We start from the raw sequence: 25234 nt of genomic DNA, 5'->3' as shown, positions 1-25234 counted from the left end.
ACACCGGATAACCGGGGGCAGCATTGCGCCGCACACTCGCATAGAATGCGCGGCCGTTTTTGCGGCACGCCTTCACAACAGCCACTCGCCGGCTTCGTGACAGGATGCCCAGAAACCTCCCGGTACTTATTCAGGAACAGCGCGCCGCATGACCCTTTCCACGCCCGCCCGCGCCTGCGGCATCGACTTTGGCACCTCCAACTCCACCGTCGGCTGGCTACGCCCCGACGCCGAGACGCTGATTCCCCTGGAAGACGGCAAGATCACCCTGCCCTCGGTGGTGTTCTTCAACCTCGAAGAACGCCGCCCGGTGTATGGCCGCCTCGCGTTGCAGGAATACCTGGAAGGCTACGAAGGCCGCCTGATGCGCTCGCTGAAAAGCCTCTTGGGCAGCAAGCTGCTGAAAAGCGAAACCACGGTGCTGGGCAGCGCCCTGCCGTTCAAGGACTTGCTCGGCTTCTTTATCGGCGAGCTGAAAACCCGCGCGGAAAACACTGCGGGCCGTCCCTTTGAAGAAGTGGTGCTGGGCCGCCCGGTGTTCTTCGTCGACGATGACCTCGCGGCCGATCTGGAAGCACAGAACACCCTGGTGGCCGTGGCGCACAAGCTCGGCTTCAAGGACGTGTCGTTCCAGTACGAACCGATAGCCGCGGCCTTCGACTACGAATCGGGCATCAACCGCGAAGAGCTGGTGCTGATCGTCGATATCGGCGGCGGTACCTCGGACTTCTCCCTGGTGCGCCTGGCGCCCGAACGCCGCTCAGTGGCGGATCGTCACAGCGACATCCTCGCCACCGGCGGCGTGCATATCGGCGGTACCGACTTCGACAAACAGCTGTCGCTAGCCGGCGTGATGCCGCTGTTCGGCTACGGCAGCCGGATGAAGAGCGATGCGCCGATGCCCACCAGCACCCACCTCAACCTGGCCACCTGGCACACCATCAACGCGGTCTATTCGGCGCAGTCGCAGCGCCAACTGCAGAGCATGCGCTACGACATCGTCGACCCCACCGGCATTGACCGCCTGTTCCAGTTGATCGAACGGCGCGACGGTCACTGGCTGGCGATGCAGGTGGAAGACAGCAAGATCGCCCTGACCGAACAGGATGCGCGGCCCATCGACCTCAGTCGTCTGGAAGACGGCCTGGTCGCCGAGCTGACCCGCACACTGTTTGAGGATGCCATCGAACCACTGCTGGAGCGCGTGCGTGCCAGCGTCACCCAACTGCTCGGCGATGCCGGCGTCAGTGTTGAGCAGGTCGATACGGTGTTCTTTACCGGCGGTTCCAGCGGTATTCCGGCGTTGCGCCAGAGCGTCGCGGCGATGCTGCCAAATGCCCAGCACGTGGAAGGCAACACCTTCGGCAGCATCGGCAGCGGCCTGGCCATCGAGGCGCACAAACGCTACGGCTAAACACTGCAACAGCTCGCGGCTAAAGCCCCCCCTCCACAAACACATCGGGCTCCGTGGGAGGGGCTTTAGCCGCGATACAACGGCAAACGCCAGCATAAAAAACGCCAGCTTAGCGCTGGCGTTTTTTATGCTGCAGAATCAGCGCGGCACCACCGGCTTCTTCGGCGGCTTCTTGCCTTTGCCTTTCGCGGCATCGGCGCGTTCCTTGGCCGCCTGCTGGTTACGCGCCTGCGCTGCGGCCTTGGCCTGCTCACGCTTGTCCCAGGGGTTGCCACCGGCCGCACCAGTATCACGCGGCGGCAAGCCGGTGTGCTGGGTCAGCATTGGCTTGCCCTTGCTGGTGTCCTTGGCAACCTTGTGGCTACCAGCCGGCGTCGAGTTCTTCCGCCGTGCGCTGTGGTACTCGTCGACCTTGGGCTGGAAAGCCGGAATCAGCTGGTGTTTGCCATTGCCGATCAGATCGCCACGACCCATGCGCAGCAGCGCTTCGCGCAGCATCGGCCAGCCTTTCGGGTCGTGGTAACGCAGGAACGCCTTGTGCAGGCGGCGCTGTTCTTCGCTCTTGACGATGGTCACGCCGTCGCTCTTGTAGCTGACCTTGCGCAGCGGGTTCTTGCCCGAGTGGTACATGGCCGTGGCAGTGGCCATCGGCGAGGGGTAGAACGCCTGCACTTGGTCGGCACGGAAGCCATTGCCCTTGAGCCACAGCGCGAGGTTCATCATGTCCTCGTCAGTGGTACCGGGGTGCGCGGCGATAAAGTACGGGATCAGGTACTGCTCTTTACCCGCCTCTTTCGAGTACTTCTCGAACATGCGCTTGAACTTGTCGTAGCTGCCAATACCCGGCTTCATCATCTGATTCAGCGGGCCTTCCTCGGTGTGCTCCGGGGCGATCTTCAGGTAGCCGCCAACGTGGTGGGTGACCAGCTCCTTGACATACTCCGGCGACTCGACGGCGAGGTCGTAGCGCAGGCCCGAGGCAATCAGGATCTTCTTCACCCCCGGCAGCGCACGCGCACTACGGTACAGCTGGATCAGGCTGGAGTGATCGGTATTCAGGTTCGGGCAGATGCCAGGGAATACGCAGGACGGCTTGCGGCATGCGGATTCGATTTCCGGGCTCTTGCAGGCGATGCGGTACATGTTGGCAGTCGGCCCGCCGAGGTCGGAAATCACCCCGGTAAAGCCCGGCACCTTGTCGCGGATCTCTTCGATCTCGCGGATGATCGACTCTTCCGAACGGTTCTGGATAATCCGCCCTTCGTGCTCGGTGATTGAACAGAAGGTACAGCCGCCGAAACAGCCGCGCATGATGTTCACCGAAAAACGGATCATTTCGTAGGCCGGAATCTTCTCCTTGCCATACGCCGGATGCGGCACGCGCTGATAGGGCATGCCGAACACGTAGTCCATCTCTTCGGTGGTCATCGGGATGGGTGGCGGGTTGAACCACACATCCACCTCACCATGCTTCTGTACCAGCGCGCGGGCGTTGCCCGGGTTGGTTTCCAGGTGCAGCACGCGGTTGGCGTGGGCGTAGAGCACTGGGTCGTTACGCACCTTCTCCATCGACGGCAGGCGAATCACCGTCTTGTCACGGGTCATCCGTGGGCTGGCGAGAATCTGCACAACCTTCGGCTCGTTCGGATCTTCCTGCGGGCCTGAGCCGGCCGCACCTTTCTCCTGCTCGATGGCGCAGGCCTGGGTGTCCTGGGTGTTCACATACGGGTTGATGATCTTGTCGATCTTGCCCGGCCGGTCGATACGGGTGGAGTCCACTTCATACCAGCCCTGCGGCGTATCACGGCGGATAAACGCGGTGCCGCGCACGTCGGTAATGTCTTCGATCTTGTGGCCATAGGACAGACGCTGGGCCACTTCGACGATGGCGCGCTCGGCGTTGCCATACAGCAGGATATCGGCGCTGGCGTCGATCAGGATCGAGTTGCGCACGCGATCTTGCCAGTAGTCGTAATGCGCAATACGGCGCAAGGATGCCTCAATGCCGCCGAGCACGATCGGCACGTGCTTGTAGGCTTCCTTGCAGCGCTGGCTGTACACCAGGCTGGCGCGGTCCGGGCGCTTGCCGGCCAGGCCGCCAGGGGTGTAGGCGTCGTCGGAGCGGATTTTCTTGTCAGCGGTGTAGCGGTTGATCATCGAATCCATGTTGCCGGCCGCGACGCCGAAGAACAGGTTCGGCTCACCAAGCTTCATGAAATCGTCTTTCGACTGCCAGTTCGGCTGGGCAATGATGCCCACGCGAAAGCCTTGCGACTCCAGCAGGCGGCCAATAATGGCCATGCCGAACGAGGGGTGATCCACATAGGCGTCACCGGTCACGATGATGATGTCGCAGCTGTCCCAGCCGAGCAGATCCATCTCTTCCCGGCTCATTGGCAGGAACGGCGCCGGCCCGAAACACTCGGCCCAGTACTTTGGATAATCGAATAACGGCTTGGCGGCTTGCATGGGCATGAAAAGTGACCGGTGTTGGCGAACAGGGATGGAAAATCGCGGGCGCGGAATATAGCACAAATTTTAACCAAACCCGACTCAGACACTCGGATTAAGCGCGTAAAAATCCCCTACGACTTGTAGTCTTCCTGTAGTGGCTTACGGCTATACTCCAGCGCATAACATCGGCCGCCAATAGCCGGGACAAGGGGTGAACGTGCTGCAACGCTTAGCTTTTTCCATCCTAATCATGTTGAGCCTAGCCCTGCTGCCTGGCCTTTCGAATGCAGCCATCACGCTCACGCCCACCAGCAGTGGCATTTCCCTAAACACCGACATCGAACTGCTGGAAGACAGCAGCGCACAACTGACCATTGCCGATATGGCCGACCCGGCCATTCAGAGCCGCTTCCAGCCGGCCAATGGGCGCGCCAGCGTAGGCCAGAGTCTTAACCCCTGGTGGATCAAGGTTACCCTGCAGCGCACTAGCGATGCCCCCAGCCAGTGGTGGCTGGAAGTCAGTTCGGTCACCCAGCTCGACCTGCGCCTGTACCTGCCCGGGCAGAATGGCCGCTGGCAGGAGCGACAATCCGGCGAGCTGGTCAACCATAAAGAAGGCCGCGATCACGAATTCCGCCACATGCTGTTCAAACTGCCGGAGCTGAGCCCACAACCGCTGACCTTTTATCTGCGCAGCTATGACCCGGCCGGCAACTCGTTCCCGATGCGCGCCTGGCAGCTGGATCAGCTGATCCAAGGCGCCGCAGAAGAGAACCTCGCACTTGGCGTGGTCTACGGCATCATCGCCGCGCTGCTGCTGTACAACCTGTTTATCTTCTTCAGCCTGCGCGACTCGGCCTATTTCTGGTACGTGCTGACCACCGCCGGCGCGCTGCTGATGATCCTCAGCATGAGCGGCCATGGCTTTCAGTACCTGTGGCCAAACAATCCTGTGCCCTTCTGGCTGGACCGTGTCACCCTGCCATCGCTCTGGGGCTTCTGCGCCTGCCGCTTTACTCAATGCCTGATGCAAACCCGCACCCATGTGCGCTGGGCTCATCATCTGTTGAGCCTGGCCTGCGTCTGCTATGTGATTGCAGTCGCCCTGGAGGGCCTGGGACAACGCCATACCGCTGCCTGGATCATTGCCCTGCTATCGCTGACCAGCATCCCTGCAGCGCTGGGCTCGGCCCTGATTCGCTGGCGCCAGGGTTACTTCCCGGCCCTGCTCTATCTCTTTGGCTATGGCCTGATTCTCGGCAGCATCAGTCTGGCGCTGATGCGCGCCACCGGCCTGGTACAGCCGGCCACCTGGAATGCTTATGTGTTCCCGCTGTCAGTGGCAGCGGAGTCGATTCTGTTCTCCTTCGCCCTGGCGTACCGTATCCAAACGCTCAAGCAGGAAAAAGCCGAAGCCCTGGAACAGGCTGATCGCGAAAAAACGGCACGTCTGGCGCAGATGCAAGGCAGCGCCGATGAACTGCAAAGTGCGGTCAAACTGCGTACTGCCGAACTGGCGCAGGCCAACCAGCAACTCTGCGAACGCGAGCGCGAGCTCCAGCACGCCGCCTTCCACGACCCGCTGACCGAGCTGCCCAATCGACGTTTTCTGGTCGAGCGCTGCGAAGCGGCGCTGGCCAATGCCCGTCGGCACAATGAAGCCACGGCTCTGCTGCTGATTGACCTCGACCATTTCAAACCGATCAACGACAGATACGGCCACGATGCCGGCGACCTCATGCTGCAAAGCATCGCTCAACGTCTGCGCGAGCACGTACGCTCGGGTGACGCGGTGGCGCGCCTGGGCGGCGATGAATTTGCCGTACTGATCTGCGGCGAGGACGCCGAACAGCATGCCCGCGATATCGCCCGCCGCCTGCTGGACGAGCTGGCCAAGCCGGTGGCCTATGGTGCTGACCGCCTGACCGTAACCATCAGCATCGGCGTGGCGCTGTATCCGCGTCACGCCAGCAACTTCACCACGCTGTACAAGGCCGCCGACGAAATGCTCTACAAGGTCAAGAGCCGCGGTCGTTCAGGCTCGGCTGTTTGCGGGGAGGACGGCGAGCTGAGCAGCAGCGCGCGCCTGCAACTGGATGTGCTGAATGTACCCAGTGGCTTGGGCTGATTACACGAAGGCAGCGATCAAAACGCTCACAGCACAGTTATCACCAAACCAATGTCGTGCTGGCAACTTCTGTGAACGATCACACAGCTGCGCCTATACTCGCGCAAACGCCACTCGACATCAGGACGTCCGCAGTGCAGCGCCTCACCTTATCCATCTTGCTATTGCTGAGCCTGTTTAGCGGCCCGAGCTTTGCCAGCCCGGTGCTGCTGAGCGCGCCAAGTAGTGGCAGCGTGCTCAACGGCCAGATCGAACTGCTGGAGGATGTCGACGGCCAACTGAGCATTGCCGACATGACCGATCCCGCCGTGCAAAGCCGCTTTCAACCCGCCGCCGGGCGCACCAGCGTGGGTCAGAGCGGCAACCCCTGGTGGATCAAACTCAGCCTGCAGCGCAGCAGTGACGCGCCCGCACAATGGTGGCTGGAAGTCGGCGCGGTCACCCTGCTCGACCTGCAAATATTCCTTCCCAGCGCCACAGGCCAATGGCAACTGCGCCAGGCCGGTGAACGCGTCGGTTTCGCCGAAGGCCGCGACCACGATTACCGCCGCGCGGTATTCCGCCTGCCACCGCTCGGCGAGCAGGCGCAAACCATTTACCTGCGCACCTTTGATCCGGCCGGCAACTCCTTCCCGCTGCGTATCTGGCAGCTGCACGACCTCGAGCAACTGGCCAAGCGCGAGCATCTGGTGCTCGGCCTGATCTACGGGGTGATTCTTGCCCTACTGCTGTACAACCTGTTTATCCTGCTGGCCCTGCGCGACCCAGCGTACCTCTGGTATGTACTGACCATGGCGGCCTCATTGGTGTTTATCGCTAGCATGAGCGGCCACGGCTTCCAGTACCTTTGGCCTGACGGCCCGGTGCCCCCCTGGCTGGATCGCATCACCCTGCCCATTCTGGTCAGTCTCGGCATCCTGCGTTTTGCCCAGGCACTGCTGTCCACCCGCACCACCCTGCGCATTGCCCACAGCATCCTCAACGGCTGTGTCGTGGTCTACCTGCTGGCCCTGGCGGTCAACCTCGCCGGCTATCGCAGTGAAACCGGCCTGCTGATCGGGCTGATCCCGATTGTCACTGTCCCTACCCTGCTGCTCAGTGCCGTCATCCGCTGGAGACAGGGCTTTACCCCGGCGCTGTTCTACCTGCTGGGCTACGGCAGCGTGCTGCTGAGCTTTGTGATTCTGGTGCTGCGCGCCGCCGGCGTGGTGCAGCCGGGCGAGTCCACCGCTTACCTGTTCCCGCTGGCAGTGGCGGCCGAGGCGATCCTGTTCTCCTTCGCCCTGGCTTATCGCATCCAGATTCTCAAACAGGAAAAGGCCGACGCGATTCTCCAGGCCGACCGTGAGAAAACCGCACGCTTGGCCCAGGCCCAGGCCAATGCCGCCGAACTGCAGCACTCGGTTGAACTGCGCACCGCAGAACTGGCCGCCACCAATGAACGCCTGCGCCAGCGTGAGCAGGCGCTGCAGCACGCGGCGTTTCACGACCCGCTGACTGAACTGCCAAACCGCCGCTACCTGGTTGAACGCTGCGAAACCGCCCTGGCCAACGCCCGTCGGCACAGCGAAGCGATTGCCCTGCTGCTGATCGACCTCGACCATTTCAAGCCGATCAATGATAAGCACGGCCACGATGCCGGCGACCTGATGCTGCAACAGATCGCCCTGCGCCTGCGTGAGCATGTGCGCGCAGGCGACGCCGTGGCACGCCTGGGCGGCGACGAGTTTGCCGTACTGGTGTGCGGTGCCGATGCCGAAGAGCATGCGCGGGAAATTGCCAACCGCCTGCTCGCCGAGCTGGCCAAACCGGTGATGTACGGCGCCGAACGGCTGACCGTGACCATCAGCATTGGCGTGGCACTGTATCCACAACACGCCGGCACCTTTACCGCGCTTTACAAGGCAGCCGACGAGATGCTCTACCGCGTCAAAACCCGCGGCCGTTCAGGCTCGGCGGTGTGCGGTGAGGGCGGTGAATTGAGCAACAGCGCGCGCCTGCACCTGGATGTGCTCAGCGTACCCAGCGGCCTGCTTTGACTCAGCTGCTGCGATAGCGCCGTGGTACCCGCGCAGTGACCTTGCTGAGCAGCTCATAACCAATGGTGCCGGCAGCCTGCGCCACCTCATCCACCGGCAACTGTGTACCCCACAACTCGACCGCATCACCTACAGCGGCATCGGGCACGTCAGTCAGGTCGACCGTCAGCATATCCATCGACACCCGCCCGACCAGCGCCACCCGCTGGCCACGGACGACAACCGGCGTACCGGTCGGAGTATGGCGCGGGTAGCCATCGGCATAACCGCAACTCACGGTGCCGATACGCGACGGCCGCTCAGCTCGCCAGGTGCCGCCATAGCCAACCGTTTCACCGATTGCTACCTCACGGCAGGCAATCAGCTGCGCGGTCAGGCTCATCGCCGGGCGCAAGCCCAGCTCAGCGGCGCCCAGCTCAGCAAAAGGCGTGGCGCCATAAAGCATGATGCCAGGCCGCAGCCAATCCATATGCGCAGCAGGGATGGTCAGAATTGCCGCCGAGTTGGCCAGCGAGCGCTGGGCAAAATCCAGATCCAGTAGATCGAGAAACTGCTCAAGCTGCAGTTCGCTGGTCTCGCCGCCACGCTCATCGGCGCAGGCAAAGTGGCTGACCAGGTTCAACTCGGCCAGCTGCGCTGCGCCCTGTAAACGACCATGCCATTCACGCACGGCAGCGGCGCTGAAGCCCAGGCGATGCATGCCGCTGTCCAGCTTCAGCCACAGATTCAGCGGGCGCGATAGATTAGCGGCGAGCAGCTGCTGCGCCTGCTGCTCGCTGTGCAACACCAGATCCAGGCCTAGCTGCGCGGCAAACTGATACTCCGCCGCCTCGAAGCAGCCTTCGAGCAACAGAATCCTTGCCTCACCATGCAGCGCACGCACCTCGGCGGCTTCCTCCAGGCTGGCCACAGCAAAGCCATCGGCAACATCGTGCAAGGCCGTCACCACCTCACGCACGCCATGCCCGTAGGCATTCGCCTTGACCACCGCAAATGCCTGTCGGCCCGGCGCACAACGTTTGGCCACCGCGTAGTTATGGGCGATGGCTGACAGATCAACAGTGGCAACAAGAGGACGCATGACAGGGCTCCACGGCAGGCTAAAGCCGAGCATCTTAACCCCCGACTCCCGAGCTGCAAGCGTCAGGTCGCTCAGCACACTGCGGCGCCGCAGTTAGCGCCGCAAATTTAATTGCACAGCCGTGAAAGCTACTGACAATAAGCTGGCAGTAGCACTCCCCTAGAGTGGGCTCCACAGGTTAGAACGCGCCCTCAGATACTGCCGCGGCCTGTCGACCCCAACCTTCAAGGAGAGAGAAAATGAATGCGATCAACTGGTTCGAACTATTTGTCAGCAACTTCGAACGTGCCCGTGGCTTCTATGAACGCGTTCTGGCAACGCCACTGGAGGCAATGGATGGCATGGGCGGACGCGTCGCGCTTTTCCCCTATGCACAAGAAAGCGGGGTCGGTGGTTGCCTGAGTGAATCAGCCGAGCAACAGAGCGGCATTGGCGGCACCCGAATCTACCTGAACGTCGAGGGCCAGCTGGACGCCGTGGTGAACCGGGTTCCCACGGCTGGGGGCGTGATCATCCACAGTAAGATGTCTATCGCGCCGCATGGTTTTATCGCTGTGATAAAAGACAGTGAAGGTAACGAAGTGGGCCTGCATAGCATGTCCTAAGCCCAACCCTCCGGGCGTGCGTCAGCGCGCCCGGTCATCCAGAGCGGAACAGCTGAGACAACATGAGACGCGCCGACCGTCTGTTTCAAATCGTGCAGTTCCTGCGCAGCCGTCGCCTGACCACCGCCCAGTGGCTGGCCGAACGCCTGCAGGTATCGGTGCGCACCATTTATCGCGATATCCAGGACCTTTCCCTTTCCGGAGTGCCGCTGGAAGGTGAAGCCGGCGTCGGCTACGTGCTGCGCCAACCGATGGATTTGCCGCCCTTGATGTTCGAGCGCGAGGAGATTGAGGCGCTGCTGGTGGGCGCGCGCATGGTCAAAGCCTGGGCGGACCCAGAGCTGCAACGAGCCGCCGAATCGGCACTGGCGAAAATCCACAGCGTGCTGCCCAACGAGCTGCGCGATGAGTTCAATCGCAATCAGCTGTTTGCCCCGGAAACCAATCCGTACCCTGTGCACTGGCTCGGCCAGTTGCGCCAGGCCATACGCCAGCACCACAAACTGCTGATCAGTTACCGCGATGAACGCGGTAGAACCAGCCAACGCTGCGTCTGGCCGCTGGGGCTGTTTTTCTGGGGGCAAACCTGGACGCTGTGCGGCTGGTGTGAGCTGCGCAACGACTTCCGCAACTTCCGCATCGACCGCGTGCAGCAGCTGCAGGACCGCGCGGAAACCTTTGAACCGGTAGATGGCCAACGCCTGGAGGACTACCTCAAACCGTTTCTAGGCGAACACGCCACCGCACCACTGTACAAAAGCTAAACGCCTGAAGCCCGCGTGTCAGATCACTCGTCTTCGAACTGATAGCTACCCGGCGCAAGGTTCTCAAAGCGCGAAAACTTACCGAGAAACGCCAGCCGCGCCGTACCCAGCGGGCCGTTACGCTGCTTGCCGATAATGACTTCGGCCACGCCCTTGTACTCGGTCTCGGGGTGATACACCTCGTCGCGGTAAACGAACATGATGATGTCGGCGTCCTGCTCAATCGCACCCGACTCACGCAAGTCGGAGTTGATCGGGCGCTTGTTCGGGCGCTGTTCCAGGCCACGGTTAAGCTGCGACAGGGCAATCACCGGGCAGTTGAATTCCTTGGCCAGAGCCTTAAGCGAGCGGGAGATTTCGGAAATCTCGTTGACTCGGCTGTCGCCGCTGGAGCCGGGAATCTGCATCAGCTGCAGGTAGTCGACCATGATCAGGCCGATCTCGCCGTGCTCCCGCGCCAGACGACGAGTACGTGCGCGCATCTCCGAAGGCGAGATACCGGCGGTGTCGTCGATAAACAGCTTGCGGTCATTGAGCAGGTTGACCGCGCTGGTCAGGCGCGGCCAATCGTCGTCGTCCAGGCGACCGGCACGCACCTTGGTCTGGTCAATGCGCCCTAGCGAGGCGAGCATACGCATGACGATGGAGTCGGAAGGCATCTCCAGGGAGTACACCATCACCACCTTGTCGCTGCGCATCAGCGCGTTTTCCACCAGGTTCATGGCGAAGGTGGTCTTACCCATCGAGGGTCGGCCGGCAACGATGATCAGGTCAGCCGGCTGCAGGCCGCTGGTCAGGTTGTCCAGGTCGGTAAAGCCGGTGGACAGACCGGTGATGGCGTCGCCGGCATTGAACAGGGTGTCGATGCGATCGATGGCCTTGACCAGGATATCGTTGATCCCCACCGGCCCACCGGTCTTCGGCCGCGCCTCGGCAATCTGGAAGATCAGGCGCTCGGCCTCGTCGAGAATTTCGGCACCGGTACGGCCCTGTGGCATATAGGCGCTGTCGGCGATTTCACCGCTGATGCCGATCAACTGGCGCAGCGTGGCGCGCTCACGAATGATCTGCGCATAGGCCTTGATGTTGGCCACCGATGGGGTGTTCTTCGCCAGTTCGCCGAGGTAGGCCAGGCCGCCGACTTGTGACAGCTGGCCTTCCTGGTCGAGCTGTTCGGACACGGTGACCACGTCGAAGGGGTGGTTACGCTCGGCCAGCTTGAAGATCGCACGGAAAATCAGGCGGTGGTCATGCCGATAGAAGTCGCCATCGGACACCGCATCGAGCACCCGCTCCCAGGCGTTGTTGTCGAGCATCAAGCCGCCCAGTACGGCTTGCTCCGCCTCGATCGAGTGCGGTGGCACCTTCAGGGCGGAGGTTTGCAGGTCGTACTGTTCGGGCAGGCTGATGTCGTTCATAAGGCTCGGGCAAGAAATTCTGTGTTGGAAAAACAAAGGGCACGGCATCGCTTTCGCAATGCCGTGCCCGATGTTAGCGAGCCTGCACTCAAGTGCAAGCCCGTTGAGCAGCCAGTTAGGCGGCTACAACAACAACCTTAACGGTTGCTTCAACGTCGCTGTGCAGGTGCACGGCTACGTCGTATTCGCCGAGTTGACGAATGGTGCCGTTCGGCAGACGCACTTCAGCCTTGGCCACTTCAACGCCGGAGGCGGTCAGGGCTTCAGCGATGTCGTGAGTACCGATGGAGCCGAACAGTTTGCCTTCATCGCCCGCGGTAGCGGTGATGGTGACTTCCAGTTCAGCCAACTGAGCAGCGCGGGATTCAGCGTAAGCTTTCTTCTCGGCAGCCAGTTTTTCCAGCTCGGCGCGACGCGCTTCAAACGCAGCAACGTTTGCAGGAGTAGCGGCAGTGGCTTTGCCTTGCGGCAGCAGGAAGTTACGACCGTAACCGGCCTTAACATTCACTTTATCGCCCAGGTTGCCCAGGTTGGCGATTTTTTCCAGCAGGATCAGTTCCATTTGGTAATAACCTCTTAACTTTTAACCTTCACCGTTCGCGGGACCAGAGCCTTGTTTGCGCTCAAAGCGACCACGAAAATCGAACAGGCCATCCAAAACAGCCAGCAGACAGATCAAATTACCGCCCAGTAACACCGCCACATACAGACCGATTTTCCAGAAGCTCGAGAGCCCCTTCATTTCGATCAGACCGTGCCCCAGGGCTAGTCCTGCAACCAGCAACGGCACCGCGCAAATGGTCGCCAGCATCGGTACATCGGTACCTTGCAGCGGCATCAGCACTCCGACCAGCAGCACAATGGCAAGTGCTGGCGGGAGGCGCACGGCGCGAAACTCTTTACCGAAGCCACCCGGGTTGTACAACGAGGCCTGCCAGTATCGCGCCAACACCAGACAGAGAATGCTCGTCGCCTGGAAAGACGAAGCGAGCAACCCGGTCAGGGTCGGAACCAGCGATGCCTGCATGTCAGCCAGTTGCTCAGCAGGCAATTTCGCCTCACTCCAGAACTGCTTGGACGCACCACGGAAAGCTTCCGCAAGCGACGCGACAAGCTCGGGAGAGGTGACGCTCAGCAAAAAAGCAAACATCACACCCAGAACCACACTGACCGCCAGCACCCAGGTCCAGGACGAGGTGGAGCGCAAGACCTGCGCCATCACCAGCGTGCCAACCAGTGTCAGTGCGATACCCGGATCACCGAAATACCACCAGACAAAGGCAGGCAAACACGCCCAGATCAGGATGCCAACTGCATCATTCAACCCCCTGCGCAGCAGCACCAGAGCGCTCGCAGAGGCAGTCAACCAGAACAACAACGGCAATATTGCCGAACCGACCACCACCAGGGTGGCCTGCATGCGGCCGCGCATGATGAACTCAGCCAAAGCACGCATGCGATCTATCTCTCAGCTGTCAGATGCAACCCGATATCAACGGCCGTGGCTGTCGGTGTAGGGCAGCAGGGCCAGGAAGCGGGCGCGCTTGATAGCGGTAGCCAGCTGACGCTGATAACGAGCCTTAGTACCGGTGATACGGCTAGGAACGATCTTGCCGGTTTCCGAGATGTAAGCTTTCAGCGTGTTGAGATCTTTGAAATCGATCTCTTTCACTTCTTCTGCAGTAAAACGGCAGAATTTACGACGACGGAAGAAACGTGCCATGAGAGTGGCTCCTCAATAGATCCGTGGATTACTCGTCAGCGTTGTCGCTGTCGTTGTTGTCGCTGTCATCGCCATCAACAGAATCGGCGTTTTCAGGACGGTCACGACGCTCACGGCGCTCACTGCGGTTTTCTTCGGCCTTGAGCATCTCGGACTGGTCAGTAACGGCCTCGTCGCGACGGATGACCAGGTTACGGATCACGGCATCGTTGTAACGGAAGTTGTCTTCCAGCTCAGCCAGGGCTTTGCCAGTGCACTCAACGTTCAGCATCACGTAGTGAGCTTTGTGGACGTTGTTGATGGCGTAAGCCAGCTGACGACGGCCCCAATCTTCCAGGCGGTGAATCTTGCCGCCGTCTTCTTCGATCAGCTTGGTGTAACGCTCAACCATGCCGCCGACTTGCTCGCTCTGGTCCGGGTGAACCAGAAAGATGATTTCGTAATGACGCATAAATGCTCCTTACGGGTTGTAGCCTGCCGCCAAATGCGGTCAGGCAAGGAGTGAATTTCACTTGTTTGTCTTGCTGAAACAGAAAGGCGCAAAAGCGCCTGCCGTCGCGGCAAGGGGCGACATTCTAGTGAAGCCCCTTGCCACGCGCAAGGCGAACTGGTGATTATTTGAACAATCCGCAGCGGGCACCCGGAAAGAGAAGGCTTAACAAGTGCGGGCACCGACCAGATGCCCGCCACACACTCACTTCTTGCTGACAGCCTTGCGCTGACGCAATGCCTCGAACAGGCACACACCGGTGGCAACCGACACATTGAGACTGCTGACACTGCCCGCCATCGGCAACTTGACCAGGTAATCGCAGTGCTCACGGGTCAACCGGCGCATGCCTTTGCCTTCGGCACCCATGATCAGCACGGTCGGCCCGGTCAGATCATGCTCGTACAACTCCATCTCAGCCTCACCGGCCGTGCCAACAACCCACAGCCCGCGCTGCTGAAGTTTCTCAAGGCTGCGCGCCAGGTTGGTCACCGCGACCAGCGGGATCACCTCGGCGGCGCCGCAGGCCACCTTGCGCACGGTGGCATTGAGCGTGGCGGACTTGTCCTTCGGCACGATAACCGCCAGCGCACCAGCCGCATCCGCGGTGCGCAGGCAAGCACCGAGGTTATGCGGATCGGTCACGCCGTCGAGCACCAGCAACAAGGGCGCGCCCTCAGTGCGATCGAGCAGCTCATCAAGCATCGCCTCGCCCCACACCTGACTGGGACTGACATCAGCCACCACCCCCTGATGCACCCCTTCAACCCAGGCATCCATCTCGCGGCGTTCACACTGACCAACAGCAACCCGCGCATCCGCCGCCAGCGCCAGCAGCACTTGTACCCGCGGGTCATTACGCCCTTCTGCCAGCCAAATCTGCTTGACCCGTTTAGGGTGGTGACGCAGCAATGCCTCTACGGCATGCACGCCATAGATCTTTTCCAACTGACTCATGACTTCGCCTTACGCTTGCGCGCGCCGCCGGACGCTGGCGGCCCACCAGCCGGAGCGCCCTTGCGGTGCGCCCCAGACTTGCCCGACTTGCTGACTGGTTTGGACGACCCACTCTTTGCCGCGCCTTTGCCGGTTTTGCTCTTCGAATCACTGAGCAGCGACTTTTTCAGCGCACGGCTCTTTTCCACATCGGTATTACCTGGCGCAGCGCGCTCGCCGCGACGCCCTGTTTTACCTGTCGCCGACTCAAAACCACCACGACGCTGACCGGCCGGCATAGCCGTTTTGCCTTCAGCCAATTCGAAGTCGATCTTGCGCTCGTCCAGATCGACGCGCATGACCTTGACCTCAACGCTATCGCCCAGGCGGAAACTGCGACCACTGCGCTCGCCCGCCAGGCGGTGATGGACGGGGTCGAAGTGGTAGTAATCGCCCGGCAAGGCGGTGACGTGCACCAGGCCTTCGACGTAGATGTCTTTCAGCTCGACGAACAGCCCGAACCCCGTCACAGCCGTAATCACACCCGGGAAGGTTTCGCCGACGCGATCCTTCATAAACTCGCATTTGAGCCAGTTCACCACATCACGGGTTGCTTCATCGGCGCGCCGCTCGGACATCGAACACTGCTCGCCAAGCTGCTCCAGGGCGGGCTCGTCGTAGGGGTAGATGCGCGCCCTGGGCATGCTCTGCGCACCGGCACGCTTGACGTGCGGGGTATCGAGCTTGGAACGCACCACACTGCGAATCGCCCGATGGATCAGCAGATCCGGGTAGCGACGAATCGGCGAAGTGAAATGCGCATACGCATCGTAGTTCAGACCGAAGTGGCCCTGATTATCCGCGCTGTACACAGCCTGACTGAGCGAGCGCAGCATCACGGTCTGAATCAGGTGGTAATCCGGACGTTCGCGGATACTTTCCAGCAGCAGCTGGTAGTCCTTGGGCGACGGACCGTCCTTCGACTTGCCACGGTGCAGCGACAGCCCCAGCTCGGTGAGAAAGGCCTTGAGCTTCTCTACACGCTCCGGCGGCGGACAGTCGTGCACGCGATACAGCGCTGGAATTTCATGCTTCTGCATAAACGCAGCCGTGGCTACGTTGGCGGCCAGCATGCACTCTTCGATCAGCTTGTGTGCATCGTTGCGCTGGGTTGGGCGGATCTCTGCGATCTTGCGCCCAGCACCGAAGATGATGCGGGTTTCCTGGGTCTCGAAGTCGATAGCACCACGCTCATGACGCGCCGCCAGCAATACCTGATACAGCGAGTACAGCTGCTTGAGATGCGGCAGAACCTCTTTGTACTCACCGCGCAGAGCCTTGCCTTCGCTGCTTTTCGGCAGCTCGAGCATGGCGCTGACCTTGTTGTAGGTCAGGCGCGCATGGGAATGGATAACCGCCTCGTAGAACTGATAATCGGTCATCTTACCGGTCTTCGAGATACTGATCTCGCATACCATGGCCAGACGATCGACATGCGGGTTCAGCGAGCACAGGCCGTTGGACAGCTCTTCCGGCAGCATCGGGATAACCCGCTCAGGGAAGTACACCGAGTTGCCGCGAACCTGGGCTTCGGCGTCCAGCGCCGAATCGATCTTCACATAATGTGAAACGTCGGCGATGGCGACATAGAGCTTCCAGCCGCCGGAAAACAGCCGCCAGTTGCTGCCGTTTTTCTCGCAATACACCGCATCGTCGAAGTCGCGCGCGTCTTCACCATCAATGGTGACGAAGGGCAAATGGCGCAGATCAATGCGCTTCTCCTTGTCCTTCTCCTCGACTTCCGGCTTGAGCTTGCGCGCCTCCTTGATCACCGCCTCCGGCCAGACATGCGGAATATCGTAACTGCGCAGGGCAACGTCGATTTCCATGCCGGGAGCCATGTAGTTGCCCACCACCTCAACCACATCACCCTGGGGCTGGAAGCGCGGGGTCGGCCAGTGGGTGATCTTCACCTCGACGAACTGGCCTTGCTTGGCATTGGCATTGCGGCCCGGGGTGACCAGCACTTCCTGCTGGATCTTCGGATTGTCGGCAACCACGAAGCCCACACCACTTTCTTCGTAGTAGCGACCAACGATCGTTTCGTGAGCCCGCGAGATCACCTCAACGATCGCCCCTTCACGCCGGCCACGCCGATCCAGCCCGGAGACACGCACCAACGCACGGTCACCGTCGAATACCAGACGCATCTGCGCCGGACTGAGGAACAAGTCATCGCTGCCGTCATCCGGCACCAGGAAGCCAAAGCCATCACGGTGACCGCTGATGCGGCCGAGAATCAGGTCAAGTTTGTCCACCGGGGCATAAGTGCCACGCCGGGTGTAGATCAACTGGCCGTCACGCTCCATGGCGCGCAGACGGCGGCGCAGCGCTTCGAGCTGCTCATCGCTAATCAAGCCGAACTCTTCAGCCAGCTCTTCACGCGCCGCAGCAGAGCCACGCTCGTCCAGGTGCTGGAGGATCAGTTCACGACTTGGAATGGGGTTTTCGTATTTTTCCGCTTCACGAGCGGCCTCAGGATCGAGGGATTGCCAATCGGCCATTAGAGAGTGTTCGCCTGTTCTATATAGAGTCGGTTTGCCATGTGCCTATTGAAGCGCGAAAAAGCCCTCTGGGTCAGCATTACGCGACAATAATTTTTCACCATCAGGGCTTTACAAGGTAAAAGGGCGACCGTATAGTTCGCGCCCACAGCGTCGAGCAGACGTTGTAACACGGAACAGATGAGCAATCATTGGTTTCAGTGCCCAGGTGGCGGAATTGGTAGACGCGCTGGTTTCAGGTATCAGTGGCCGCAAGGTCGTGGAAGTTCGAGTCTTCTCCTGGGCACCAAATTTCGTAAGGTAGCGTGATAACCTACTTTGCAAATACGGACGTAATGATCCGTACCGGCAACGGTGAACATTACTGCAGTGCCCAGGTGGCGGAATTGGTAGACGCGCTGGTTTCAGGTATCAGTGGCCGCAAGGTCGTGGAAGTTCGAGTCTTCTCCTGGGCACCAAATTTCAAAGAACCGAGCCAAGTGCTCGGTTTTTTATTGCCTGAATTTCAACCAAGCCACCATAAGGGCGCAACCCGCGCAGAGCAGCACCCTGCGCTCGCTATCACCCTAGACGCGAAACTGCCCCAGACTGGCTTTGAGCTTCTTCGCCAAGCCATCCAGCACGCGGCCACTATTCGCAGTTGCCGCTACCGCCTCCGCCGCCCGCTGCGCCTCGACATGAATGACCTCGACGCGCCCACGCACGGCATCCGCCCCCTCAGCCTGATGCGCCGCTGCCTCGGTCGCCGTGTTGATTGCTCCATGCACTTCCTCGACCGCTTCGCGCACCGACTCTTGCACCCGCGCACTTTCACGCAGCGCAGCCAAGCCCTGATCCGCCTGCTTGCCCGCCTGACCAATTGCCTCAACCGCCTCGCGCGCCCCCTGTTGCAGTGCACCGATATGGGTCTGAATATCGCCGGTGGACTGCTGCGTCTTGCTGGCCAGTGCGCGCACTTCATCCGCCACCACAGCAAAACCGCGACCACTTTCGCCCGCCCGCGCCGCCTCAATCGCCGCATTCAGGGCAAGCAGGTTGGTTTGTTCGGCGATTGAGCGGATCACCGTCAGCACCACTTCAATCTGCTCGCTCTGCTTAGCCAACCGCTCGATGACTGCCGAACCGGTTTCCACACGCCGCACCAACTCCTCGATCGAGCCACCCACGCGCAGCGCAATCGCGGCATTGTCATCCGCAGCCTGACGAATCGCACCGACGCGCTGCAAGGCTTCGCGCATAGCCTGACTTTCCGCCTGCGCCTCCCCCGCCATTTCCGCTAGCGCCTGCAGACTGCCCGCCACCTCATCACGCTGACGCTCAGCAGCAGACTCAGCCGCCGCGCTGCGTGCGGCCAGATTGCCAATCTCCTTCCCAGTGAGCGAGGCCACTTCACCCGCCTCACGCACAATCGGCTGCAACTTGGCAACGAAGCGATTGACCGCTGCTGCCATATCGCCAATCTCATCACGACTATTGAGCTCGACCCGGCGAGTCAGGTCCCCCTCACCCGCCGCCCAGTCATTCAAAACAGCAATCAAGGTATGCAACTTGCTGACCACTCGTCGCCCCAGCACCAGGGCCAATACCAGCAGAATCACCACTGCGACCACCACCAGCCCCATGCTGATGTTCCAGCGCAAACCGGCTGCGGCTTGCTGCACCACCTGACGGCTGCTCTGCTCCATCCCGCCAGCCGCCTCCCGCGCAACGCTCAACCGCGCCGCCAGGGCGTCGGCACTGCTGCTGGCCGCGCCACTCAAACTGTCGGAAACCAACTGCCCACTACTGTCAATCAGGCTGACGAAGCGCTGATCCAATTTCGCCAGCTCTTCATCCACCGACGCAGTGGAAACCCCCAATAGAACCTTGCCGATATCCGAGCCCATTGGGCTGATCGTCGCCTCGGCGATATACACGCCCGGATCAATGGCGGCAGCCTGCAGCACCTTATCCAGCGCGCCACCACCCTCACCCTTGGCCATCAGCGCACGGACACGGGAATCCTGTCGATTGAGGTGACGCGTCAGGCGCTTGCCTTGCGCATCAAGGTACACCGCAAACAGCACAGCCGGATTGCGATGCGCGCCACGCACCAACTCGGTCAGCGCCGGCACATCGGCATCCCAAATCGCCTTCGGCGCAACGGCCGATAAAAGCTGCGCCAACTCGTCCGCCGAACGCTTGAGGTTGCTATCCAACACACCGCGAATCTGCGCCTGCTCCTCAGCTAACCGCACAGAAAGGCCCTTGGCCAACTGCGCCTGGGTACTGGCAGAAAGGCTGTCCAGCCCGCCGCGCACCTCATCACCGGCCTTGGCCAGCTCATCCACCAGACGCGCCGTATCGGCCCGCATGCCTTTGGCCAAATCCGCCTCAAGCGTCGCCACCGTGGTACGGGTCAACGCCACCGCCACGACAACCTGCACCAACAAGGCCACGCCCAGCGCCAGAAACACCGGCAATAACAAACGACTGCGCAGCACGGAAATAATGGCAAACACGGCAGACACTCCTAACAGCGGTAATGCCTATAACGGCGGGAAAGCTGATTTATAAAGGCTAGCTCGAATATTTTTACCTGGACCAGAAACGACAAAGGGCCGCCAAATTGGCGACCCCCTGTGCACTGCCTGTGACTATCAGGCAAACGGATGACGCAACACAATAGTTTCGTTGCGGTCCGGGCCAGTGGAAACGATATCAATCGGCGCGCCGACCAACTCCTCCACACGCTTGATGTAAGTACGCGCAGCCGCTGGCAGCTCTTCCAAGGTTTTCGCACCCAAGGTCGACTCACTCCAGCCTGGCAGCTCCTCGTAAACCGGCTGCAGCCCCAGGTAGCTGTCGGCATCAGTCGGCGCATCAACCAGCACGTCGCCGTTCTGATCTTTGTAACCCACACAGATACGGATGGTTTCCAGGCCGTCGAGGACGTCGAGCTTGGTCAGGCACAGACCGGAGATGCTGTTGATCTCGATGGCGCGACGCAGGATCACCGCATCAAACCAACCACAACGACGCGCGCGACCAGTAGTGGAGCCGAATTCATGGCCACGCTTGGCCAGGAATGCGCCGGTTTCGTCGAACAGCTCAGTCGGGAACGGACCGGAACCAACGCGGGTGGTGTAAGCCTTGGTGATGCCGAGGATGTAATCCAGGTACATCGGACCAAAACCGGAACCCGTAGCGATACCGCCCGCCGTGGTGTTGGAGCTGGTGACGTAGGGGTAGGTACCGTGGTCGATATCCAGCAGCGAACCCTGAGCACCTTCGAACATGATGTCCTTGCCCTCACGACGCATGTCGTGCAGCACGGCGGTCACGTCGGTCATCATCGGCTTGAGCAGCTCGGCGTATTCCATGCACTCGTCGAGCGTCTTCTGGAAGTCGATGGCCGGTTCTTTGTAGTAATTGACCAGTACGAAGTTGTGGTAATCCAGCAGCTCGCCGAGCTTGGCAGCGAAACGCTCACGGTGGAACAGATCACCAATGCGCAGACCGCGGCGCGCCACCTTGTCTTCGTAAGCCGGGCCAATGCCACGACCGGTAGTGCCGATCTTGGCATCGCCACGAGCCTTCTCACGGGCCTGATCGAGGGCCACATGGTATGGCAGGATCAGCGGGCAGGAGGGGCTGATACGCAAACGCTCACGTACCGGCACACCCTTTTCTTCCAGCTTGGTGATTTCACGCATCAGCGCATCGGGCGCAACCACCACGCCGTTGCCGATCAGGCACTGCACGTTTTCGCGCAGGATGCCGGAGGGGATCAGGTGCAGAACGGTTTTTTCGCCGTCGATCACCAGGGTGTGGCCAGCATTGTGTCCACCCTGATAACGCACAACAGCTGCAGCCTGTTCGGTCAGCAGGTCGACGATCTTGCCCTTGCCTTCATCGCCCCACTGGGTACCCAGGACTACGACATTCTTACCCATAACGCTAACCCTCTTCGCAAACTTGATGCCGGCCATAGCCGACGGAAACTTTTCGCACGACCGCTCAGGCTGTCAACGCAGCCAGCTGCCAGCGACCGTCACGCAACAGCAACTGACGATCACAGCCCGCCGCCTCGGCGTCAGCTGCGACCTGCCCAGGCAATGCCTGAACCACACGCTGACCGTCCTGGCGCAAGCGCACAATCGCCTGCCACAAAAACACATCATGGTTATCCGGCGCCCAGATACCGGCGAGCTCTTCACCCAGCTGCATCTGCCCCAGGCTTACCAGGGTTTTCAGATCGGTGGAGAAGCCTGTCGCCGGACGCGCACGACCGAAATCGGCACCGATATCGTCATAACGACCGCCCTGGGCGATGGCATAACCCACGCCAGGGACAAAGGCCGCGAACACCACACCGGTGTGGTAGTGATAACCACGCAGCTCGCCCAGATCGAAGTACAGCGGTAATTCCGGGTAGCGCAAGCTCAACGCATCGGCAATCGCCATCAGGTCATCCAGCGCCGCATGCACATCGTCCGGCGCATCGATCAGGCAAGCCTGAGCCAGATCCAGCACTTCACGACCACCGCACAACTCGCTGAGTGCGCGCAGCATCTTGCGCAGGTCACCCGGCAGGGTTTCGGTCAGCTCTGCGACCTCGTCCATCGCCTTGCGCTGCAGCGCATCGAACAACTGCTGCTCGACCTCACCAGACAGCTCGGCGGCACGCGCCAGACCACGATAGATGCCGACATGGCCAAGGTCCATGTGCACATCCGGCACCGCTGCCAGCTCAAGCGTGTTGACCAGCAGGCTGATAACTTCCACATCACTGGCCGGGCTGGCGTCGCCATACAGCTCGGCACCCAGCTGGATCGGACTGCGCGAGGTGGTCAGCGCACGCGGCTGGGCATGCACCACGCTACCGGCATAGCACAGACGGCTCGGCCCTTCGCGACGCAGGGTATGCGCATCGATGCGCGCCACCTGCGGCGTGATGTCGGCGCGAAAGCCCATCTGCCGGCCGGACAACGGGTCGGTCACCTTGAAGGTGCGCAGATCCAGGTCCTGGCCCGCGCCAGTCAGCAGCGATTCCAGGTACTCGATATGCGGAGTGACCACAAATTCATAGCCCCAGCGCTGGAACAGATCCAGCACCTGGCGGCGCGCCACTTCAATACGCCCTGCGTACGGTGGCAGTACTTCTTCGATGCCATCTGGCAGCAGCCAGCGGTCTACCGTTGCCATTTCGCCATTCCCCTCTTGAACCGGGCGGCACAAGCCTTCAGTGAAGCCAATAAAGGACGGTTGTTCCCAGCAACATGCTGGCCAACCCCAGCAGACGCAGCTGCCTGTCAGACAACTGCGTCAGTTGTAAAAGCGTGTCACGCCAATGGCGCGGACACAGGAAGGGCAGGATGCCTTCCAGCACCAGCACGAGACACAACGCGATGCCTAATTCCTGCCACATGCTTCCCACAGACGCAAAAAAGCCGGGATTTTCCCGGCTGCCGCATGATACCACGTTTTCCACAAGGATCACCCCGGCGGCTGCCCGCCGGGGTGATGACTCAAGGCTTGGACTTCTCCAGATAGCGGAAGAAGTCACTGCTCGGATCAAGCACCAGCACGTCACGCTTATCGGCGAAGCTTTCGCGATAAGCCCTCAGGCTGCGATAGAACGAATAGAACTCCTGATCCATGCCATACGCCTTGGAATAGATTGCAGCAGCCTGGGCATCACCCTCACCACGCAACTCTTCAGCCTGACGATAAGCATCGGCTAGCAACACGCGACGCTGACGGTCGGCGTCGGCGCGAATACCTTCGGCCAGCTCCTTACCCTTGGCGCGGTGCTCACGAGCCTCACGCTCACGCTCTGAACTCATGCGATCAAACACGCTGCGGTTAACTTCTTTCGGCAGGTCGATGGCCTTGACGCGCACGTCCACCACCTCGATACCCAGCTCTTTCTGCGCAGCACGATTCAGGGATGCGGTCACATCTGCCATCAGCGCATCGCGCTCACCGGAAACCGACTCATGCAGGGTGCGCTTACCGAACTGGTCACGCAGCGATGCCTCAAGACGACGCGCCAGACGCTCGTCGGCAATCTGCTTCATGCCGGAGGTTGCGGTATAGAAACGCTCGGCGTCCAGCACTCGCCATTTGGCGAAGGCATCAACCATCAGCGCTTTCTTTTCCAGTGTGAGGAAACGCGAGCTGGTGGAATCCAGAGTCAGCAGACGCGCATCGAACTTACGCACCTGGTTGACGTACGGAATCTTCACATGCAGGCCTGGTTGCACGTCCGGCTGGACGATACGACCGAACTGCAACAGCACCGCACGCTCAGTCTGCGACACAATATAGAAGCTATTCCAGGCGACCAGCGCCAGCACCACGCCAACAATAAGGGCGATCAGCGATTTATTGCTCATCAACGGCTCTCCCTTGTACGCAGTTCAACCTGACGCGGATCAATGCCAACTCGCGAGCCTGCGTCTGCAGTACCCGCAGCACCGGATATCGAGCTAGGCGCAGACGCGCTGCGACCATCAATCATTTTGTCCAGCGGCAGGTAAAGCAGGTTGTTCTGCCCCTTGTCGCCAGTCACCAGCACCTTGCTGGTACTAGTCATCAGCTCTTGCATGGTGTCCAGGTACAGACGCTCGCGAGTAACCTCTGGCGCCTTGCGGTACTCAGCGACCAATGCAGTGAAGCGATCCGCCTCACCCTGTGCGCGGGAAACCACTTCATCGCGGTAACCGTTGGCATCCTCGATCAGGCGCTGTGCCTGACCACGGGCTTCCGGCACCACGCCATTGGCGTAGGTTTCCGCCTGATTCTTCTCACGCTGCTCGTCTTCACGGGCGCGAATCACGTCATCGAAGGCTTCCTGCACCTCACGCGGTGCCGCCGCACTCTGCAGGTTGACCTGAGTAACCGTGATACCGGTGCGGTAGTTGTCGAGGAAACGCTGCAAACGCTCCTTGACCTCGCTGGCCATCAGCTCACGACCCTCGGTCAGCACCTGATCCATCTCGGTGGAACCCACGACGTGACGCACAGCACTGTCGGTCGCATGCTGCAGACTGACTTCCGGCTGATCAACGTTGAGGACGAAATCCTGCAAGTTGCTAACCCGGTACTGCACGGTCAACGGCACTTCGATGATGTTTTCGTCCTCGGTCAACATCTGCCCCTGCTTGCTGTAAGCACGCTCGCGGGTGACGTTTTCCTGAAACTTGCGATCAATCGGCGGGAAATAGATATTCAGGCCCGGGCCGACTGTTTCGTAGTACTTGCCGAAGCGCAGCACCACAGCCTGCTCCTGCTCATCAACGACATAGATCGCGCTGTACAGCCAGACTGCAGCCAGCAGCCCCAGGCCCACGAACAGCAGGCCGAAACCGCCGCCATTGCCCGAGCCAGTCTCACTGCCTCGTTTCTTGCCGCCACCGAACAGCCCATTCAGGCTCTCCTGCAGCTTGCGGAAGGCCTCATCGATATCCGGCGGCCCCTTGCGATCACCGCTCTTACGGCCACCCCACGGGTCCTGATTATTCGAGTTGCCACCCGGCTCATTCCAAGCCATAGCGCTCTCCATCTGATAAAGCAAAGACGCGCCCACGGCGCGCCCGCCAATGCTACAGAATGCATGCAACCAGCGGCAAAG

Annotated in this window: 20 protein-coding genes, 2 tRNA genes and 1 pseudogene; 7 read left to right on the top strand and 16 right to left on the bottom strand. The window is 60.7% G+C overall.

Annotated features, from left to right (window positions below; translation table 11 throughout):
* The first annotated feature begins 148 nt into the window (after window positions 1–148).
* Complete coding sequence (locus tag ACIN8IBEIGE_RS01205) at window positions 149–1414, top strand: Hsp70 family protein (RefSeq protein ID WP_160013044.1); 1266 nt, start codon at window positions 149–151, stop codon at window positions 1412–1414.
* A 138-nt stretch (window positions 1415–1552) separates the two neighbouring features.
* Here ACIN8IBEIGE_RS01205 and ACIN8IBEIGE_RS01200 read toward each other — a convergent pair whose 3' ends face one another.
* Window positions 1553–3883 (bottom strand): YgiQ family radical SAM protein, encoded by a 2331-nt coding sequence (locus ACIN8IBEIGE_RS01200; RefSeq protein WP_160016277.1) that lies wholly within the window; start codon window positions 3881–3883, stop codon window positions 1553–1555.
* Window positions 3884–4118: 235 nt separating this feature from the next.
* Between ACIN8IBEIGE_RS01200 and ACIN8IBEIGE_RS01195 the strand changes: the two genes are divergently transcribed.
* Together ACIN8IBEIGE_RS01195 and ACIN8IBEIGE_RS01190 are read left to right on the top strand one after the other, a co-directional pair.
* Window positions 4119–5996, top strand: a complete 1878-nt coding sequence (locus tag ACIN8IBEIGE_RS01195; protein WP_178124315.1) for a diguanylate cyclase — start codon at window positions 4119–4121, stop codon at window positions 5994–5996.
* Window positions 5997–6130: 134 nt separating this feature from the next.
* Complete coding sequence (locus ACIN8IBEIGE_RS01190) at window positions 6131–8035, top strand: diguanylate cyclase (protein WP_160013042.1); 1905 nt, start codon at window positions 6131–6133, stop codon at window positions 8033–8035.
* Window position 8036: 1 nt separating this feature from the next.
* Here the strand turns inward: ACIN8IBEIGE_RS01190 and alr are convergent, their stop codons facing one another.
* Entirely contained in the window at window positions 8037–9116 is a 1080-nt protein-coding gene (alr, locus tag ACIN8IBEIGE_RS01185) for an alanine racemase (RefSeq protein ID WP_160013041.1), read from the bottom strand.
* A gap of 239 nt (window positions 9117–9355) precedes the next feature.
* Between alr and ACIN8IBEIGE_RS01180 the strand changes: the two genes are divergently transcribed.
* Both ACIN8IBEIGE_RS01180 and ACIN8IBEIGE_RS01175 read left to right on the top strand, forming a co-directional pair.
* Window positions 9356–9721 carry a VOC family protein gene (locus ACIN8IBEIGE_RS01180; protein ID WP_160013040.1) on the top strand — a complete coding sequence of 122 codons (366 nt, stop codon included), beginning with the start codon at window positions 9356–9358 and terminating at the stop codon, window positions 9719–9721.
* Between the two features lie 62 nt (window positions 9722–9783).
* On the top strand, window positions 9784–10485 hold the full coding sequence (locus tag ACIN8IBEIGE_RS01175; protein WP_160013039.1) for a YafY family protein: 702 nt from the start codon (window positions 9784–9786) through the stop codon (window positions 10483–10485).
* Window positions 10486–10508: 23 nt separating this feature from the next.
* Here the strand turns inward: ACIN8IBEIGE_RS01175 and dnaB are convergent, their stop codons facing one another.
* The 7 genes from dnaB to rnr form a co-directional block, all read right to left on the bottom strand.
* Window positions 10509–11903: a replicative DNA helicase gene (gene dnaB, locus ACIN8IBEIGE_RS01170; RefSeq protein ID WP_090376759.1), complete on the bottom strand. Its 1395-nt coding sequence runs from the start codon at window positions 11901–11903 to the stop codon at window positions 10509–10511.
* A gap of 115 nt (window positions 11904–12018) precedes the next feature.
* Window positions 12019–12465: a 50S ribosomal protein L9 gene (gene rplI / locus ACIN8IBEIGE_RS01165; protein ID WP_090376762.1), complete on the bottom strand. Its 447-nt coding sequence runs from the start codon at window positions 12463–12465 to the stop codon at window positions 12019–12021.
* Between the two features lie 21 nt (window positions 12466–12486).
* Window positions 12487–13359 carry a hypothetical protein gene (locus ACIN8IBEIGE_RS01160; protein WP_160013038.1) on the bottom strand — a complete coding sequence of 291 codons (873 nt, stop codon included), beginning with the start codon at window positions 13357–13359 and terminating at the stop codon, window positions 12487–12489.
* Between the two features lie 36 nt (window positions 13360–13395).
* Window positions 13396–13626 (bottom strand): 30S ribosomal protein S18, encoded by a 231-nt coding sequence (gene rpsR / locus ACIN8IBEIGE_RS01155; protein ID WP_069519637.1) that lies wholly within the window; start codon window positions 13624–13626, stop codon window positions 13396–13398.
* A 28-nt stretch (window positions 13627–13654) separates the two neighbouring features.
* Window positions 13655–14077 (bottom strand): 30S ribosomal protein S6, encoded by a 423-nt coding sequence (gene rpsF / locus ACIN8IBEIGE_RS01150; protein ID WP_160013037.1) that lies wholly within the window; start codon window positions 14075–14077, stop codon window positions 13655–13657.
* A gap of 243 nt (window positions 14078–14320) precedes the next feature.
* Window positions 14321–15073: a 23S rRNA (guanosine(2251)-2'-O)-methyltransferase RlmB gene (rlmB, locus tag ACIN8IBEIGE_RS01145; RefSeq protein ID WP_090376769.1), complete on the bottom strand. Its 753-nt coding sequence runs from the start codon at window positions 15071–15073 to the stop codon at window positions 14321–14323.
* Window positions 15070–17616 carry a ribonuclease R gene (gene rnr / locus ACIN8IBEIGE_RS01140; protein WP_160013036.1) on the bottom strand — a complete coding sequence of 849 codons (2547 nt, stop codon included), beginning with the start codon at window positions 17614–17616 and terminating at the stop codon, window positions 15070–15072. Before rnr ends, rlmB begins: the two co-directional genes overlap by 4 nt.
* Before the next feature lie 202 nt (window positions 17617–17818).
* Between rnr and ACIN8IBEIGE_RS01135 the strand changes: the two genes are divergently transcribed.
* Both ACIN8IBEIGE_RS01135 and ACIN8IBEIGE_RS01130 read left to right on the top strand, forming a co-directional pair.
* A tRNA-Leu gene (locus ACIN8IBEIGE_RS01135) sits at window positions 17819–17905 on the top strand.
* A gap of 82 nt (window positions 17906–17987) precedes the next feature.
* Window positions 17988–18074, top strand: a tRNA-Leu gene (locus ACIN8IBEIGE_RS01130).
* A 108-nt stretch (window positions 18075–18182) separates the two neighbouring features.
* Here the strand turns inward: ACIN8IBEIGE_RS01130 and ACIN8IBEIGE_RS21090 are convergent.
* The 7 genes and pseudogenes from ACIN8IBEIGE_RS21090 to hflK form a co-directional block, all read right to left on the bottom strand.
* Entirely contained in the window at window positions 18183–19067 is an 885-nt protein-coding gene (locus ACIN8IBEIGE_RS21090) for a methyl-accepting chemotaxis protein (protein WP_372239999.1), read from the bottom strand.
* Window positions 19041–19238, bottom strand: a pseudogene (locus ACIN8IBEIGE_RS21085) (HAMP domain-containing protein); the annotation flags it as partial. The pseudogene ACIN8IBEIGE_RS21085 and the gene ACIN8IBEIGE_RS21090, both read right to left, overlap by 27 nt.
* Before the next feature lie 1017 nt (window positions 19239–20255).
* On the bottom strand, window positions 20256–21551 hold the full coding sequence (locus ACIN8IBEIGE_RS01120; RefSeq protein WP_160013034.1) for an adenylosuccinate synthase: 1296 nt from the start codon (window positions 21549–21551) through the stop codon (window positions 20256–20258).
* 64 nt (window positions 21552–21615) lie between these two features.
* Entirely contained in the window at window positions 21616–22803 is a 1188-nt protein-coding gene (locus tag ACIN8IBEIGE_RS01115; protein ID WP_160013033.1) for an ATP phosphoribosyltransferase regulatory subunit, read from the bottom strand.
* Window positions 22804–22840: 37 nt separating this feature from the next.
* Window positions 22841–23026, bottom strand: coding sequence for a DUF2065 domain-containing protein (locus tag ACIN8IBEIGE_RS01110; RefSeq protein ID WP_160016276.1), 186 nt, complete (start codon window positions 23024–23026; stop codon window positions 22841–22843).
* Window positions 23027–23126: 100 nt separating this feature from the next.
* Window positions 23127–23996, bottom strand: coding sequence for a protease modulator HflC (hflC, locus tag ACIN8IBEIGE_RS01105; protein WP_160013032.1), 870 nt, complete (start codon window positions 23994–23996; stop codon window positions 23127–23129).
* The gene (gene hflK / locus ACIN8IBEIGE_RS01100) at window positions 23996–25153 is read right to left on the bottom strand and encodes an FtsH protease activity modulator HflK (protein WP_160013031.1); all 1158 of its coding nucleotides are present in this window, start codon (window positions 25151–25153) and stop codon (window positions 23996–23998) included. The genes hflC and hflK overlap by 1 nt, the downstream gene beginning before the upstream one ends.
* Window positions 25154–25234 lie beyond the last annotated feature (81 nt).

This window comes from Pseudomonas sp. 8BK (assembly GCF_902506475.1).
Classification (GTDB): Bacteria; Pseudomonadota; Gammaproteobacteria; order Pseudomonadales; family Pseudomonadaceae; genus Aquipseudomonas; species Aquipseudomonas anguilliseptica.
This window is presented reverse-complemented; position numbering and strand designations above follow the sequence as displayed.

Coding starts and splice junctions, on each gene's coding strand:
- ACIN8IBEIGE_RS01205 (WP_160013044.1), top strand. CDS start 149: ATGACCCTTTCCACGCCCGCCCGCGCCTGCGGCATCGACTTTGGCACC.
- ACIN8IBEIGE_RS01200 (WP_160016277.1), bottom strand. CDS start 3,883: ATGCAAGCCGCCAAGCCGTTATTCGATTATCCAAAGTACTGGGCCGAG.
- ACIN8IBEIGE_RS01195 (WP_178124315.1), top strand. CDS start 4,119: ATGTTGAGCCTAGCCCTGCTGCCTGGCCTTTCGAATGCAGCCATCACG.
- alr (WP_160013041.1), bottom strand. CDS start 9,116: ATGCGTCCTCTTGTTGCCACTGTTGATCTGTCAGCCATCGCCCATAAC.
- ACIN8IBEIGE_RS01180 (WP_160013040.1), top strand. CDS start 9,356: ATGAATGCGATCAACTGGTTCGAACTATTTGTCAGCAACTTCGAACGT.
- ACIN8IBEIGE_RS01175 (WP_160013039.1), top strand. CDS start 9,784: ATGAGACGCGCCGACCGTCTGTTTCAAATCGTGCAGTTCCTGCGCAGC.
- dnaB (WP_090376759.1), bottom strand. CDS start 11,903: ATGAACGACATCAGCCTGCCCGAACAGTACGACCTGCAAACCTCCGCC.
- rplI (WP_090376762.1), bottom strand. CDS start 12,465: ATGGAACTGATCCTGCTGGAAAAAATCGCCAACCTGGGCAACCTGGGC.
- ACIN8IBEIGE_RS01160 (WP_160013038.1), bottom strand. CDS start 13,359: ATGCGTGCTTTGGCTGAGTTCATCATGCGCGGCCGCATGCAGGCCACC.
- rpsR (WP_069519637.1), bottom strand. CDS start 13,626: ATGGCACGTTTCTTCCGTCGTCGTAAATTCTGCCGTTTTACTGCAGAA.
- rpsF (WP_160013037.1), bottom strand. CDS start 14,077: ATGCGTCATTACGAAATCATCTTTCTGGTTCACCCGGACCAGAGCGAG.
- rlmB (WP_090376769.1), bottom strand. CDS start 15,073: ATGAGTCAGTTGGAAAAGATCTATGGCGTGCATGCCGTAGAGGCATTG.
- rnr (WP_160013036.1), bottom strand. CDS start 17,616: ATGGCCGATTGGCAATCCCTCGATCCTGAGGCCGCTCGTGAAGCGGAA.
- ACIN8IBEIGE_RS21090 (WP_372239999.1), bottom strand. CDS start 19,067: ATGGCAGCAGCGGTCAATCGCTTCGTTGCCAAGTTGCAGCCGATTGTG.
- ACIN8IBEIGE_RS01120 (WP_160013034.1), bottom strand. CDS start 21,551: ATGGGTAAGAATGTCGTAGTCCTGGGTACCCAGTGGGGCGATGAAGGC.
- ACIN8IBEIGE_RS01115 (WP_160013033.1), bottom strand. CDS start 22,803: ATGGCAACGGTAGACCGCTGGCTGCTGCCAGATGGCATCGAAGAAGTA.
- ACIN8IBEIGE_RS01110 (WP_160016276.1), bottom strand. CDS start 23,026: ATGTGGCAGGAATTAGGCATCGCGTTGTGTCTCGTGCTGGTGCTGGAA.
- hflC (WP_160013032.1), bottom strand. CDS start 23,996: ATGAGCAATAAATCGCTGATCGCCCTTATTGTTGGCGTGGTGCTGGCG.
- hflK (WP_160013031.1), bottom strand. CDS start 25,153: ATGGCTTGGAATGAGCCGGGTGGCAACTCGAATAATCAGGACCCGTGG.